Origin of the sequence: Mucilaginibacter sp. (genome assembly GCF_041660805.1) — a bacterium.
GTDB lineage: Bacteria > Bacteroidota > Bacteroidia > Sphingobacteriales > Sphingobacteriaceae > Mucilaginibacter.
The window spans coordinates 15,322-30,434 of the sequence record NZ_JBAZVP010000022.1 but is presented as its reverse complement, the minus strand read 5'-3'; the positions used below and the strand labels follow the sequence as shown (position 1 = coordinate 30,434).

Here is a 15,113-nt window from a genome sequence, read left to right as displayed (position 1 = left end):
ACCGAATAAAATATAACTTATGAGAAAGTTAATGCTAATCTGCCCCATTGTTTTCATGCTAATGGCTATTATGGCCACTAAAGTAATTGGCCAGAAATTTGTCCATCCCGGCGTACTGCATACGCAAAAGGATTTTGATGATCTGTATCAGGTGGTAAAACATAAAACCGAGCCGGCCTACAGCTCTTATCTTCTTTTAAAAGACAACCCACGGGCCTCGGCAAGCTACAAAATGAATGGCCCTTATAAAACCATATCCCGCGATGGCGAATTTAAATGGACCAAAACCAAAATGGAAACCGATTTTAGCGCAGCCTACCTCAACGCCGTTATGTGGATGGTTACTAAAGATGCCGCCCACGCTAAAAAATCAACCGAAATTCTGGAGGCTTATGCCGATACGCTGACCACTATTCCCGCTACCAATGACGCGCCGCTGCTGGCCGGCCTGGAAGGACTCAAGATAGTTTACGCTGCCGAAGTACTGAAGCATACTTATAAGGGGATTACTGCTAAGCAGATCGGCAAGATCACCAAAATGATCACGGGTATTTTTTTGCCGGTAATTGAAAAGTTTTACGCCGCCGAACCTTATACCAACGGTAACTGGGGTGTCATTACTACGAAAACGTATATGGCAGCGGCTATCTTTTTAGATGATCGCGCGATGTATAAAAAGGCTATTGATTTTTATTACAACGCTAATGATAACGGTACCATCAAAAACTACATCAGCGGAGAGACCGGGCAAGTACAGGAAAGCGGTCGCGATCAGGGGCACAGTCAACTGGGTATTGGCGCGCTGGCTACTATTTGTGAGGAAGCCTGGAAGCAGGGTGACGATCTGTACAGCGCCTTGGATAACCGTTTAATGAAAGGGTACGAATATGTTGCCCGCTATAACCTGGGCGACGATAACATGCCTTTTACTACCTGGAAAGACATTACGGGTAAATACAGCGACTGGACAGTAATTTCTGCTCAAAGCCGGGGGAAATTCATCCCGGTTTATGAAATGGTTTACCATCATTATGTTATCCGTAAAGGCCTGGCGATGCCTTATACCAAACAGGTAATTGACAAAATAAGACCGGAGGATTTTGACCGGGACCAACCTGCTTTTGGCACATTCCTGTTCTCGGGGAAATAAAAGCACTTTTATATGGGGCTTAAACGAGGTTAATGGCATAGATGGGTATCAAATTTTTTCTGTGTTGTCTGCTATTATGAAAAGGAGGCATGGTCGCCTGTTTAATTAATCGAAGCTGATCATCAAGATGTACAGGAAACGCTATGCGGATTTTGATTGGTTTCGATTTGCCTATTAACTCATTATAAAAATCGAAATAGCTGTTCTGCAGGGCTTTGTAATTAAATAACCAGGCAATTGTTAAAAATGTGAGTATTGCCGGGGGTTTTGGTTGTCTTTAAGCAGGAGCCTTGTGAAAAGCGATTCCAAAAATTGCCCAAATACACAGCTAAATGATTTTAAAACTAATGTGCAGATCACAAAGAATATTGCGGATGAACATGATAACAGTGGTATTGATCTGTTACCGGGATCGATGCTTTGATCATCTATGCCGATTACTACTACCTGGAGCCGCTGATGAGACTAAAAAAATTAAATGCACATCAATCTATCCGATAAAAAGGAACCCGTGAATATGAAAAAACTGCTGATCAAATCGGCGCTAACCGGTTACCTTGTTTGTATTGAACTGCTGTCCTTCGGGCAGTCCATCATCGCAGGTTCGCAAACAACTGTATTATCTCCTGATCGAAACTTGTCCGTTCAATTTTATCAGCGGCAGGATATTGATAAAAAGCGTACCATGTACTACCAGGTAACTTATAAAGGTAAAGCCGTTATACGGGAATCTGCCCTTGGGCTAAACATGGACAATCAATTGTCAGAAAAGGCAATGGCCTTAAAGATAGACCGGCACAAGGACTGGTGCGAAAACCTGGAAGTAAAGCAGGTTTCAACGACAGCGCACGACAGCTCCTGGGTGCCCGTAAACGGCGAACGCAGCCTCATCAGGGACTGCTATAACGCGGCAACCATAGAGATGGTCAAGGATGATAATCCCATCTACACCTTTAATGTGGAGATGCGGGCTTATAACGAAGGCATCGCTTTCCGTTATTTTTTGCCCGAAAATCAAAAGGGCACGTATTATAATATTATAGCTGAAAATACCGAGTTCAGCTTACCGGAAGAATCAACGGCATGGTTTGCCAACTGGGCCCAGGCGCCCTATAGCAAATTACCCTTGTACAACTGGACCGGTGAAAGCGAAAGGCCGCTAACACTTGAACTAAAAAATGGCCTGTACGTTTGTTTGGCAGAAGCACAAATGGTAGACTATACCCGAACAAAATTCAAATTGAGCGACCATAAGCCCAACACCGTGGTAACCTCCTTATTTCCGGGTGGGGCAGAACTGATCTCACCCATTGGCACACCCTGGAGGGTAATTATGGTTGCGGAAAGGCCCGGCGCATTGATAGAAAACGATGACATTATACAGAATTTGAATGAAAGCCGAAAAATTGCCCGGACAGACTGGATAAAACCGGGAAAGATCATGCGGGTAATGAATCAAAGTACGGCCGATGCCAGGGCTAATATTGATTTCGCTGTTCAGCAAGGTTTGCAATACATCCTCTTCGACTGGAAATGGTACGGCCCGGCTTTTAGCTTCGGTTCTGATGCGACTAAAGTGGCTATCACTGATTTCGACCTGCCGGGAATTATCAGTTATGGGCGGGAAAAGGGCATCGGCGTTTGGCTGTATGTAAACCAGCAAGCGGCCCTGACACAAAGCGACAGTCTTTTTTCTGTGTATGAAAAATGGGGCGTTAAGGGTGTAAAAATCGGGTTCGTTCAGGTGGGCTCCCATCGCTGGACGACCTGGGTAGAAGATGTGATCCACAAAGCGGCGGCCCATCATATCATGATCAACATTCACGATGACTGGCGGCCTACAGGAGAACAGCGTACCTGGCCTAACCTGATGACGGCGGAAGGTATCCGCGGAAATGAGGAAATGCCCGATGCTACCCATAACACCATTTTACCTTTTACCCGTTATTTGGCGGGCCCTGCAGATTATACCATTTGCTATTTTGATAAGCGCATTAAAACAACGCATGCCCATCAGCTGGCGCTGGCCGCGATCTTTTACAGCCCGCTGCAAACGCTTTTTTGGTATGATCAACCGTCGGCCTTTCATAACGAACCCGAATTAGCCTTCTGGAAAGCGATCCCAACTACCTGGGATGAAACAAAAGTAATTCAGGGTGTTCCCGGGCAATATATAACCATTGCCCGGCGCAAAGGAAATGAATGGTTTTTAGGAACCATTACCAACAACGATCCCCGAAGCCTGCGGCTTTCCTTCGGTTTCCTGCCCCGGGGGAAAAAATATATGGCCAGTATTTACTCAGATGATCAGAATGTTAGGTCATCAACCGGTGTAAAAATTCAAAAAATTAAAATAGATGCAACAACTACCCTAACTGTTGCGTTAACAGGCTCCGGCGGCCAGGCCATTCACCTGACGCCTGTGCGATAACAAGCATGATAAAAATGAAAATGATACTGCCGCACTTTTCAAGACATCTGATCGTTTGACACTAATTACCGATTTAACATAAACCTTATGGAACCGCACAAACCCGCTTTTACTGAAAAGAGATTTATCGTAACCTTCATTTTTGTTACCACCCTGTTTTTAATGTGGGGGCTGCTCCATTCAATGAGTGATGTACTCAACAAACATTTCCAGAATGTGCTCAATCTTTCTAAATCCCAGTCGGGCCTGATTCAGTTTTCAGTGTTCGGGGCTTATTTTATTATGAGCATTCCGGCAGGCTACTTTTTAAAGCGGTTTGGTTATAAGCCGGGCGTTATACTGGGCCTGTGTTTGTTTGCATCAGGCCTGTTTTTATTTGTGCCTGCGGCCAATGCGGCCTCCTTTACTTTTTTCAGGATAGCCTTGTTCATAATGGGTTGTGGTATGGCAACTTTAGAAACCGTGGCGCATCCTTTTGCTGCCGCCCTGGGTGATCAGCGCCGGAGCGACCAGCGTGTAAATTTCGCGCAAACCTTTAACGCGGTTGGTACCATGATAGGGCCTGCTGTTGGTTCCTACTTTTTGTTGAGTTCAGATACCGTACGCTCAACCGATCTTTCCTCTGTAAAAATACTTTATGTAGCCATTGGCTGTGTAATTATACTTATAGCCGTTGCTTTTATGTTTTTAAAGATCCCGGCTTTAACAGATCCACATGTTGAAACCGCGGTAACAAACCCGGATGCGGTTAACGTAGATTTGGCGCCGGCTAAAAAATTATACCAGCACAGCCATTTTGTATGGGCCGTTGCAGCACAGTTTTTTAATGTAGCGGCACAGGCAGGTACCTGGGCCTATTTTATCAATTACGGTGTTGATGTGATGCATTTTAGTAACGAAAAAGCGGGGTATTTCATGATTGTTTTTATGGGGATGATGGCGCTGGGCCGCATTGTTGGCACTTCGCTGATGACTTATATTGCACCTAATAAACTGCTGGCCGGCTTTGCCTGCGGCAGTGTTTTAATGTGTTTAATAGTGGCGCAAAGTTTAGGCTGGACATCGTACATCGCCCTGTTGATGATCAATTTCTTCTTCAGTATTATGTTCCCTACCATTTTTAGTTTAGGGATAAAAAATCTGGGCAGCCATACGCAACAGGCTTCATCTTTTATAGCCATGGGCGTAGTAGGCGGCGCGGTGTTCCCCATGATTATGGGGCAAATTGCTGACCATAGTGTGGCCCATGCGTATTATTTACCAATTATATGCTATGTGGTTATCTTCCTGTTTGGTGCCAGGTTTTATAAAGTTGCCCACAAATAAACCGCTTTTAACCAAAATGTTTTGTTCAAAGCAATTAGTATATTTGATTAGTGTTTAATTAATGATCATGAAAAAGAGGGTGGAAAAAAACGAGCATCTTGTAATCAGCATTAGAAAATTGGAGATAGCGGATCAGCAAATCTCAGATCACTGGAATTCGATCTTAGTTAATATTGCCAAGCCTCAAAAAAGCCAGGTACAGCCGCGAATAAATAAACCAACTCAAAAATAAACCAACGAAAAATAATTTACAGTATCAGCGGGCAAATGGGAGCGAAATGCCGGCTGGGTTACAAATACCTGCGCCCGGCCTTTGTTCAAACCAAACCGGCGAAGATTGTTAATTGAGAGCAACCTAAATGAGTCAATAATAGTGTCAGATCCATCAAAATGGTAGTTGGTAAAAAAACTTTTTTTTGTGCTTTAGTCTGTTTGATTTTAGTGACCTTAAAGTTAACTGCCGCTCCTCCTGTATACTTTATTGGAATTGACCAGGGCTTATCCAACAATGCAGTTAGGTGCATCTTCAAAGACAATAAAGGTTTCATGTGGTTTGGCACCTATGACGGGCTTAACCGGTATGACGGTTATGGTTTCAAAATATTTAGAAATAAAGTAGGCGAACCCACCTCTCTAATAAATAATTACATCTTTTCAATAGCACAAGACCAGTCTTCCAATATGTGGATCGGCACCCATGGCGGGGCTTGTATCTATGACGATTTTAGTGGTAAATTTTCGCCGGTAAATTACTTTGATGCCCGCGATAAACGGATCAAAAAAATTCCGGTCGGCGTTCGTGTTGTCAAATCTGACGGGCAGGGGAATATGTTGCTGGGGACATTGGGCATGGGCTTACTGGTATGCCAAAAGCCCGGTGCAGCGGCCAAAGAAATTCCGTTAACGGTAAGCGGAAGACTGGTTAGAAGTTATGATGTACAGGCTATTAAGATAAGCCGCAGCGGAAAAATCTGGATTTTTGTACCCCAGTTTGGCCTCTGCCTGCTGGAGGACAATAAAAAGCTGGTACTGATCAACGGATCCCTCAAGAATGCTTTTTGTATTGAACCCCAGGGCGATAATGTGTGGATTGGAACGGGCGACGGGCTCTTTCTTTATCAGGCACATTCCGGGGAAATTACTAAAGTACTTGATCAGAATATAGGCAAACTAACCTTTAATAAAGTATCAGACATGATACTTGATGATCATCAGCAATTGTGGATGGCCATTAACGGTGGCGGAATAAACATTTATAACATACTGAACCATCGGTTAACCTATTTAAAAGATGAGAATAACAACAGTCCCTTATCCAATGATGCGGCCTATACTTTAATTCAGGATGAAGATAAACGGATCTGGATAGGAACTTTAAATGGCGGTGTAAACGTCATAGATCCGCAAAAAGACAGGTTCAAAACCATTGCTTCAAATCCGGCTACAACCAACTCTTTGCCCAAAAAGCCGGTGTACGCCCTTTATGAAGACCTAAACGGCGATTTATGGATTGGAACAGAGGGTGGCGGTTTGGTGATCTGGGACCGTCGCGCTAATGTATTCCGCCGTTTCACCGCCGATGCTGCAAATCCGCATGCGCTGAGTGATAATATTGTTACCTCTATTGTTAGCGATTATAAAAATGAGATTTGGGAGGGGACATTTTTTGGAGGAATCAACAGGTACATCCGGGCTACCGGTCAGTTTGAGCATTACCGCTGTATCAACCCGGGATCTGGTGTTGAAAATAAGGTGGTTTCCACAATGTGCGAAGATGGCGACAGGAATCTTTGGGCAGGAACCTTAAAAGGGGATGGTATAAACGGCGCGCTTTATAAATTTGACAGGCTGCATAATAAATTTAACGCTTTTGATACCAATCTTTCAGATCTTTCAAGTCTTACAGCCGACAGGGAAGGTAACCTTTGGGCAGGAACATTAACCCAACTGATTAAAATAGACCGGACTAATAAGAAGCACAAGTTCTTTGAACTGGACTATTATATCCGTTGTATTTTTGAAGATCGTGAACGGCGCCTTTGGGTGGGGACCGAGGGTGGGGGGCTTGTGTTGTTTGACCGGAAACGATCGAAAATCCTGGCCCGTTTTACTACTGAAGATGGCTTGTGTAATAATGCCGTTTTAAACATATTGGAAGATAAATCCGGCAATTTGTGGGTAAGTACATTTAACGGGTTATCCAAATTTAACCCGCAAACCAAATCTTTCAAAAGCTACTATAAAAGTGACGGTATTCAAAGTAATCAATTTCATTATAATTCAAATTTTGCGCTTCGGTCCGGGGAGCTGGCTTTTGGAGGTATAGAAGGGTTGAATTTATTTTATCCTGAAAAGGTTAAAGATTTGACTAACGTTCCCAAGTTGGTATTGTCGGGGGTAACGGTAAACAATGTTCCGCTTGAAAAAGACGCTCACTTTGTAAAAAAAGCTACGCCCGATGGCATTAAGCAAATTGAGGTACCGTATGATCAGGCTGTTTTTGCCTTCCAGTTTACCGCGTTGGAATTCACCGCGCCGGGCAAGATCCATTATGCATATTTCCTTGAAAACTGGGATCATACCTGGACAAACTCCGGAAATATCAGATATGCAAACTATACCCATTTAAACGAAGGAAAATATATTCTTCATATCAAATGTACCAATGCGGAAGGGCAGTGGTTAGCCAAACAAATTTCGCTGGAAATTATTGTTTTGCCGCCCTGGTATGCTTCCTGGTGGGCTTATACTTGTTACCTCCTTATTTTAATTACGTGCGTATATTGGTATTTAGCCTACCGCTCACGCGAAACCCGGTTAAAGTACGAGATAAAACTGGCTAAGGTTAATGCCGATAATCAAAAAGTGCTCCAGGAAAAAGAACGGGAAATGAACGAGAAAAGGCTGGAGTTTTTTACCGGCATATCACATGAATTCAGAACACCGCTTTCGCTCATCATTAACCCCGTGAAGGACCTGCTAAACAACAGCATCTCAAAGGACCGGAATGATCTCAATATTGTTTATCGCAATGCCAGGAGGCTGCTTAGCCTGGTAGACCAGCTGTTGTTGTTCCGTAAAGCGGATGCCAGTGTTGCTCAACTAAACGTAGGCCCAATTCATCTTGTGCAGGTTTGTAAAGAAGTTTTTTTATGTTTTGTGCAACAGGCTAAAATATCCGGTATCAGCTATGAGTTCTCCGGCGAAAATGAAGATCTGGTTATCTACGGGGACCGGGAAAAAATAGAAATTATCCTGTATAACCTGATATCAAATGCCATTAAATATACCCCTGCCGGCAAAGCCGTAAACGTCATTGTGGAAGAGTCATCCGAGGAGGCGGTCATTAAAGTTGTGGATCAGGGTTACGGCATACCACCAGAGGTGGGAGATAAATTATTTGACAAGTTTTACCGTTCTAAGGAAGCCGGCCAGCCCGTGAAAGCGGGATTTGGGATTGGTTTGTACCTGGCTAAACAGTTTACCGGTGACCACCAGGGAACATTGACCTATTTGAGCGTACCCGGCAATGGCACCACATTTACCTTAATGCTAAAAAAGGGCATCCTGCATTATTCACCAGAAATTATATCTGTATTTGAATCGGCCTCATCTGAACTGTTAAATGAGCTGACCGATGGGCCGCTGACTTTAGCTACGCTAAATAATGAAGATGAATTTGCGGAATTTAAAGCGGAAGATATTTTTACCGATAAAAAAGCGATCCTGATCATTGATGACGATACAGAAATAAGGCATTACATTAAAAGCTTGCTGGAACCGCAGTATGTGATCTACGATGCTGCGGATGGCGATAAAGGCCTGGTCATCGCCCGGGAAAAAGTACCTGACCTGATCATCTGTGACGTTATGATGCCCGGGTTAAACGGGATTGAACTCTGCGCTATCATTAAACAAGACCCATTGCTTAGTTATATACCGATGATCTTGCTGACGGCAAGCTCTTCTCCTGCAGGCAAGTTGAAAGGCCTTGAAAGCGGTGCGGACGATTATATCAGTAAGCCATTTGAGAAGGATATTCTGATTGCACGCGTGGCGAATTTATTACAGATCCGCAGGAACCTGCAACGCTATTTTTATAGCGCGGTTACCTTAAAATCAACTAACGTAGCCATATCTGAAGAATATAAGCAGTTTCTGGAAAAATGTATAGAGGTTGTTGAAAAGCATTTAACTGATCATAATTTCAATATCAACATGCTTGCCTCAGAGATCGGGATGAGCCGGTCTAACCTATTCCGCAAGGTAAAATCGTTGTCGGGCCATTCTATTAACAGTTTTATCAGATATATACGGCTGAGAAAAGCTGCAGAATTACTGATACAGTCTGATATGAATATTAACGAAGTGGCTTTAGAAACAGGCTTTAATAACATCAAATATTTCCGCACCCAGTTTTTCAAGTTATTCGGGGCAAACCCTTCAGATTTCCTGCGCCAGAAACGGCCGGTTTTTAAGAAGCGCTTCAACGTTATCAACTAAACAGCTATCCTGCCAGGGTGCATCCGGGTTCTGCCACGGAAAGCTTGTCAGTTTACTTGTTTCCATGTTTTTTTGTTATAAAAGTTCTTTTTACGGCTTCTAAACCCGTTTAGGAAATTTCTTTTGGTCAGATTGTACCCTTTAAATGGCTTATTTGTATCCCTTCTTTATCCTTAAATCACTCCATATTAGCCCTTATTAAACCAAATTATAATCCATCGGGTAAACTTTACTTAACTGGTTTTCAAGGAATTTTTGATATCCAATTTAATTATCGGGCTTTAAACGATGGACCTTATTCAGCAACGTAATAGTATTAGCCATTAAAGCCACTATGAACAAAAGTAACCAGTTATCGGGTTGGTGGGATGAATCCCGCCAGGGAAATGTAGCCTCCTTTGGTTGTATCCACCATGAACTTTACCCTGCTTTATATCATTACCTGTTGAAAATTATCCGGGACGAAGATATTTGTCAGGATATATTACAGGACCTGTTCATTAAAATGTGGGAACGGAAAGAAAACTTCGGGCCGATTTATAACCTTAAGGTCTATTTTTTCAAATCAGCCCGGTCAATGGCCATCAACTATATTAAAAGTCACAAAATTCACGACTCGCTGACGGATGATCATCAGCATATCAATATTGTTTTTTCACAGGAGGAAGTAATGGTTAATTTTGAGAATAATAAAGAAGTTAACAGGCTATTATCCGCGGCTTTAAATACCTTGCCCGGCAGGCAAAGGGAAATGATATTTTTGAAATATTTTGATGGCTGGAATTATGACCAGATTGCAGAAGTTACCGGCATTAAATATCAATCGGTAGTCAATCATGTCCACCGGGCGATCCTTCAGTTAAGGACTGAACTGACGACCGACCAACAACTGCGGAACTGTCGTATGGCCGTATGAGCTAAGTAAGAAGCAGGTTCAGGTAAACAATAAAGGCGCGGCATTTTTTTATAAAACAGTATCAATAAATTAATAAAAAAACAACAATGATAAGATTAAATGGGGCCCTTTGCAGGCAGCTATTAGTAATAGCCTTGCTGGTTTACTGCAATAAGGGCTTTGCCCAGAAACTGACAGAGTTTCGCCCTACAGAGGTGTGGCCGGACGATCGCGGGGAACATATACAGGCCCACGGCGGGGGTATTACCAAGATCAAAGACACCTATTATTGGTATGGCGAAGAAAGGCGCAAGGGGCTTGACTCTAATAAGCGTTATGTGAGCTGCTATTCATCTAAAGATCTGATGAATTGGAAGTTTCGTAAAGACGTTGTGCAGATGACCGATCCGAACAATCAGGGAGAAGGCTGGGTGCTGGAGCGTCCGAAAGTGTTCTATAACAGCAAGACGAAGAAGTATGTCATGTATTTCCATCTCGATAATAAATCCTATAAGACAGCGAGTGTAGGCATCGCTATTAGTGACGAACCCGACGGTGATTACACTTTTGTTAAAAGTTTTCGCCCTTTGGGCCATGAAAGCCGGGATATAGGGCAGTTTGTGGATGATGACGGCACCGCTTACCTGATATTTGAAGACCGGCCATACGGGTTTCGGATTGCACGGCTTTCCGAAGATTATATGGACGTAGAAAAGGAAATGTGCCTCATTTCACAGCATATGGAAGGCGGAGCGATTGTACACTATAAGGGGTTATATTACGCTATCGGTTCTGCTTTAACCGGCTGGCGGGCAAATCCCAATAAATACGCGACAGCTAAATCCCTGGAAGGTCCGTGGTCCGAATTCACGGATATCGCGCCGCCGGAAACAAACACTTATGGTTCCCAATCTACCTTACTGCTTAAAGTTGTTGGAACAAAGGGAACTACTATATTATATTTAGGGGATATATGGAAACCTAAAACGCAATGGGACTCGAGGTATCTTTGGATGCCGGTAGAAATTGGCGACGGTAAGTTATGGTTACCTGCGCCTAAACCGTTTAAATTGAATATAAAAACCGGGTTAGTGACGGAATAGTATGGTTTGTTCCGCTAACTGAGTATCAAACAGCGGTGCGGCTGTCTTTGATACACTCTTCGGCAAATTACCATTCCGGTAACATAATTAGTTAATGGCCCCTTCACTGGGGCCGTTTTATTTAAAGCACAGGACATTAAACATCCCCGGCCTACGCTATTATTTCTTTTGTCTTGGTGTTTTTATTGAGTATAAAAATCCAGGTTTTCGGTCTTTATAGTTCTTAACAATTATAAATAGAACTAATAATCCAGATGAGAAATATCTTTTTAGGCCTGCTGTTGATATTCACCCAACCCGGGTTTGCTAAAATTATTACCTACAAGGCACCTCCGTGTAATTTCATTAGTAAAGATTACTATTTAAAGGTGAGGGAAGCCGGCAGCCCCTGGCAAAATGTTGACATTTATCATGCTAACGTAGCTAACGTTGTTGATACCAAAACGATCATCAAAAAAACGTCCTTCGCTTATTTTGATTGTTCCGGGACCGTTGAAGTGAACCTGACTGTAAATACCGGAAGTATCAGGTCGGTAAAGATCCGGCCCCTCTCCCTAGGCATTCAACCGGTGATCCATGGCAATAACATTTCTTTTTCAATAAGCGCAAACCAGTACATGTCAATAGAAGTAAATGGCGATATATTTCAAAACATGCAATTGTTCGCCAATCCGCTGGAAACAACGCGGCCGTCAGCCAGGGATACCAATGTCATCTATTACGGTCCGGGGATCCATCAGATTGGAAAAATGTTGATCAAGTCAAATAAAACAGTCTATATCGCCGGTGGGGCTATTGTTGAAGGCAGTTTTATTGTGGACCATGCAAAAAATGTACATATCGGGGGCCGTGGCATCCTAACCCAGATAGAATCCATGCCACCAACATCAACTTTAAATAAAACCAACAAAATCAGAACGGGGCGCAATGATCAGCTGATCGTCAGTTTTTCGACCAATGTTGATATTGATGGCATTGTTTTTTTGCCGCACAAATACACGGTGCTGATCGGTCAATCCAACCAGGTGAAAATAAGTAATATTAAATCTTTCAGCTCAGAAGGCAATGCGGATGGTATAGACATTTTCTGCAGTGCAGATATCACCCTGGACCATGTTTTTATGCGAAATTCTGATGATTGTATCGCTATCTATGGGCATCGCTGGAACTATTATGGAAACACGAAAAATGTTTCGGTAAGTAACTCCTTGCTCTGGGCTGACGTCGCTCATCCGATACTGATTGGCACGCATGGCGATTCACAACATCCAGACACGTTATCAAATATGAAGTTTACAGGTCTGGAGATACTCGATCAGCATGAAAACCAAATGGACTACCAGGGATGTTTGTCCCTAAACGCGGGGGACAGCAATACACTCAGGGACATCAGTTTTGAAAATATCAATATAGAGCAGATCCGTAAGGGGCAGCTCTTCAATGTTCGGATCATGTTTAACAAAAAATACAATACCTCTCCCGGCTCTGCCATTGAAAACATCCTGTTTAAGAATATTTCCTATGCCAGTCAGGATCCTCCTCTTTCCCTGATCGCCGGTTATGACGAGCACAGGGCTGTTAAGAATGTGGTTTTCGAAAATCTGCAGATCAACGGATTAATTATTGCTGATAATATGGAAGGGAAGCCCGGTTTTTATAAGACCGGTGATATGGCGAATATTTTCATTGGTGAGCATGTAGAAAACATCAAATTCATAAAATCACCGTCAAAATAACAGTGTATAAATTATTTACTCCCTTGTGAAAATTTTAAAATAAGTTCTGTCCGATAGTTAGCAGGTTGTTATCAGGGTCAAGAATAGAGAACTCCTTTTGCCCCCAGGGTTTATGCTCCAATTTATTACTGATGATGTTTTTACTTTGGGCAAATTGATAAAATGCTTCTATATCATCCGTACGGACATATATCTGGCCATAGTTTTCCTTTGGATCAAGTTCTTTAAACTCAAAAAAGTGAATTTGGATACTGTCTTTTTGTACCATAAGGTAGCCATCGTAATCGCCGCCAAATTCTTGAAAACCCAATTTGTTTAAGTAGAAATCTTTTGTAATGGCCTTATCGCGCATTGGTAGTTTGGGGTTGACTTCTGTAAGCATATTGATTGGAATTTAATTGCTTTATGAAAATCAAATGTAAATAAACAGTCTGTAAATAGCTATCATTAAACGAATTATGAGAGAAATGAAAAAACCTGATAAGAAGAAGAAAATTTGGCGTCAATCTTTGTGGTTAATTTTTACCACAAAGCACACAAAGTAAGGAAACACAAAGAACACTGAGCCACCTCCCCATTTCGGTGTCCTCACCGAAATCTTTAGGCAGGCGCGCCGAATGCAACTGGTTGTGAGGACACAACCAGCGGGGTAGGTAGCTTATATCACAGCCCAATTCCCGTTTCGGTGTCCTCACAGCCCAGTTCCCTATTTCGGTGTCCTCACCGAAATCTTTAGGCAAGCCGCCGAATGCAGCCGGTTGTGAGGACATAACCAGCGGGGTAGGTAGCTTATATCACGGCCCAATTCCCCGTTTCGGTGTCCTCACAGCCCACCTCCCCATTTCGGTGTCCTCACCGAAATCTTTAGGCAAGTTCGCCGAATGCAACTGGTTGTGAGGACATAACCAGCGGGGTAGGTAGCTTATATCACAGCCCAATTCCCGTTTCGGTGTCCTCACAGCCCAGTTCCCTATTTCGGTGTCCTCACCGAAATCTTTAGGCAAGCCGCCGAATGCAACTGGTTGTGAGGACATAACCAGCGGGGTAGGTAGCTTATATCACAGCCCAATTCCCCGTTTCGGTGTCCTCACAGCCCAGTTCCCTATTTCGGTGTCCTCACCGAAATCTTTAGGCAAGTTCGCCGAATGCAAATTTTTTAAAAACATAACCAACGGAGGAGGTTATATAGCACAGCCCAATTCCCCATTTCGGTGTCCTCACCGAAATCTTTAGGCAAATTATACAGGCGGCTTTCTTAATAAAAGGCTTCCTCGCCTTGTGTATCTTTTTCTTCCTTTTCTTTTTCCACCAGTTCTATCAGTATTTCGCTATCATTATCGCGCCCGCCCCGTTTGGGTGGGGCCTGCGCGGCGCCGGTTACAGAAATGCCAATAACGGCCAATGTTAAAAACAGCACAAGCCCGCAAAGCCTCAATATTTTTTTGAGTCTTTTCATGTCAATAAATTATAAGATAAGCCGGCATTAAGCCACGGCTAATTGTGTGATAAAAAATTTGTGTAAAGCCAATAATGGCAAAGCGAATTTATGCCCGCAGGGAAGCCGGGTGCTCTGAAGCAGAAAAATGTGGAATGCCGTTTAACAGAATTATTAAACGTGGTTTAAGCAAAGCAAATTGCTTTAAACGAAGGTATTGTGTATTTACTGTTTTATTGTAAATAAAAATGGCTGTGTTATTGTCGCTTCTGAATAGTGGGTTAGCGCAACTTTTATTGTAAAATAACAACCGCGCCCTTTTATAGCTTACCGCATTTTTTAAGTGTCCGTTTGGTAAAACTACTTGCTCAGTTGGCGTTGCTATGCTGTTTTGCGGCGCATTGCTTACGTATCCCGAAAGGGCAAAAAAACTAAGGAATAAAGTTAATGCCAGCCACCACCGTTTTGGTTGAGTGTTAAAAAAAATATTTGTTTTGTGTCGTGGCATTATGTAAAGATATACATTATGACCGG

At 42.9% G+C, this 15,113-nt stretch carries 11 protein-coding genes; 8 read left to right on the top strand and 3 right to left on the bottom strand.

Features of this window, described 5'->3' with window-relative positions:
- Positions 1 to 19 precede the first annotated feature (19 nt).
- From WC743_RS20695 to WC743_RS20660, 8 genes are all read left to right on the top strand, one after another.
- The gene (locus tag WC743_RS20695; RefSeq protein ID WP_373015147.1) at positions 20 to 1,150 is read left to right on the top strand and encodes an alginate lyase family protein; all 1,131 of its coding nucleotides are present in this window, start codon (positions 20 to 22) and stop codon (positions 1,148 to 1,150) included.
- Between the two features lie 292 nt (positions 1,151 to 1,442).
- Positions 1,443 to 1,574, top strand: coding sequence for a hypothetical protein (locus tag WC743_RS20690; protein WP_373015145.1), 132 nt, complete (start codon positions 1,443 to 1,445; stop codon positions 1,572 to 1,574).
- Positions 1,575 to 1,667: 93 nt separating this feature from the next.
- Complete coding sequence (locus WC743_RS20685) at positions 1,668 to 3,581, top strand: glycoside hydrolase family 97 N-terminal domain-containing protein (protein ID WP_373015143.1); 1,914 nt, start codon at positions 1,668 to 1,670, stop codon at positions 3,579 to 3,581.
- 87 nt (positions 3,582 to 3,668) lie between these two features.
- The gene (gene fucP / locus WC743_RS20680; RefSeq protein WP_373015141.1) at positions 3,669 to 4,907 is read left to right on the top strand and encodes an L-fucose:H+ symporter permease; all 1,239 of its coding nucleotides are present in this window, start codon (positions 3,669 to 3,671) and stop codon (positions 4,905 to 4,907) included.
- A gap of 441 nt (positions 4,908 to 5,348) precedes the next feature.
- Positions 5,349 to 9,410 carry a two-component regulator propeller domain-containing protein gene (locus tag WC743_RS20675; RefSeq protein WP_373015139.1) on the top strand — a complete coding sequence of 1,354 codons (4,062 nt, stop codon included), beginning with the start codon at positions 5,349 to 5,351 and terminating at the stop codon, positions 9,408 to 9,410.
- A 334-nt stretch (positions 9,411 to 9,744) separates the two neighbouring features.
- Positions 9,745 to 10,326, top strand: coding sequence for an RNA polymerase sigma factor (locus WC743_RS20670; RefSeq protein ID WP_373015137.1), 582 nt, complete (start codon positions 9,745 to 9,747; stop codon positions 10,324 to 10,326).
- Positions 10,327 to 10,412: 86 nt separating this feature from the next.
- Positions 10,413 to 11,408, top strand: a complete 996-nt coding sequence (locus tag WC743_RS20665) for a family 43 glycosylhydrolase (protein WP_373015135.1) — start codon at positions 10,413 to 10,415, stop codon at positions 11,406 to 11,408.
- Between the two features lie 254 nt (positions 11,409 to 11,662).
- Positions 11,663 to 13,144, top strand: a complete 1,482-nt coding sequence (locus WC743_RS20660) for a glycosyl hydrolase family 28 protein (RefSeq protein WP_373015133.1) — start codon at positions 11,663 to 11,665, stop codon at positions 13,142 to 13,144.
- Between the two features lie 34 nt (positions 13,145 to 13,178).
- Here the strand turns inward: WC743_RS20660 and WC743_RS20655 are convergent, their stop codons facing one another.
- The 3 genes from WC743_RS20655 to WC743_RS20645 form a co-directional block, all read right to left on the bottom strand.
- Positions 13,179 to 13,526 (bottom strand): bleomycin resistance protein, encoded by a 348-nt coding sequence (locus tag WC743_RS20655; protein WP_373015131.1) that lies wholly within the window; start codon positions 13,524 to 13,526, stop codon positions 13,179 to 13,181.
- Positions 13,527 to 14,399: 873 nt separating this feature from the next.
- Positions 14,400 to 14,600 (bottom strand): hypothetical protein, encoded by a 201-nt coding sequence (locus tag WC743_RS20650; protein ID WP_373015129.1) that lies wholly within the window; start codon positions 14,598 to 14,600, stop codon positions 14,400 to 14,402.
- An 88-nt stretch (positions 14,601 to 14,688) separates the two neighbouring features.
- The gene (locus WC743_RS20645) at positions 14,689 to 15,087 is read right to left on the bottom strand and encodes a hypothetical protein (RefSeq protein WP_373015127.1); all 399 of its coding nucleotides are present in this window, start codon (positions 15,085 to 15,087) and stop codon (positions 14,689 to 14,691) included.
- Between the last annotated feature and the right edge of the window lie 26 nt (positions 15,088 to 15,113).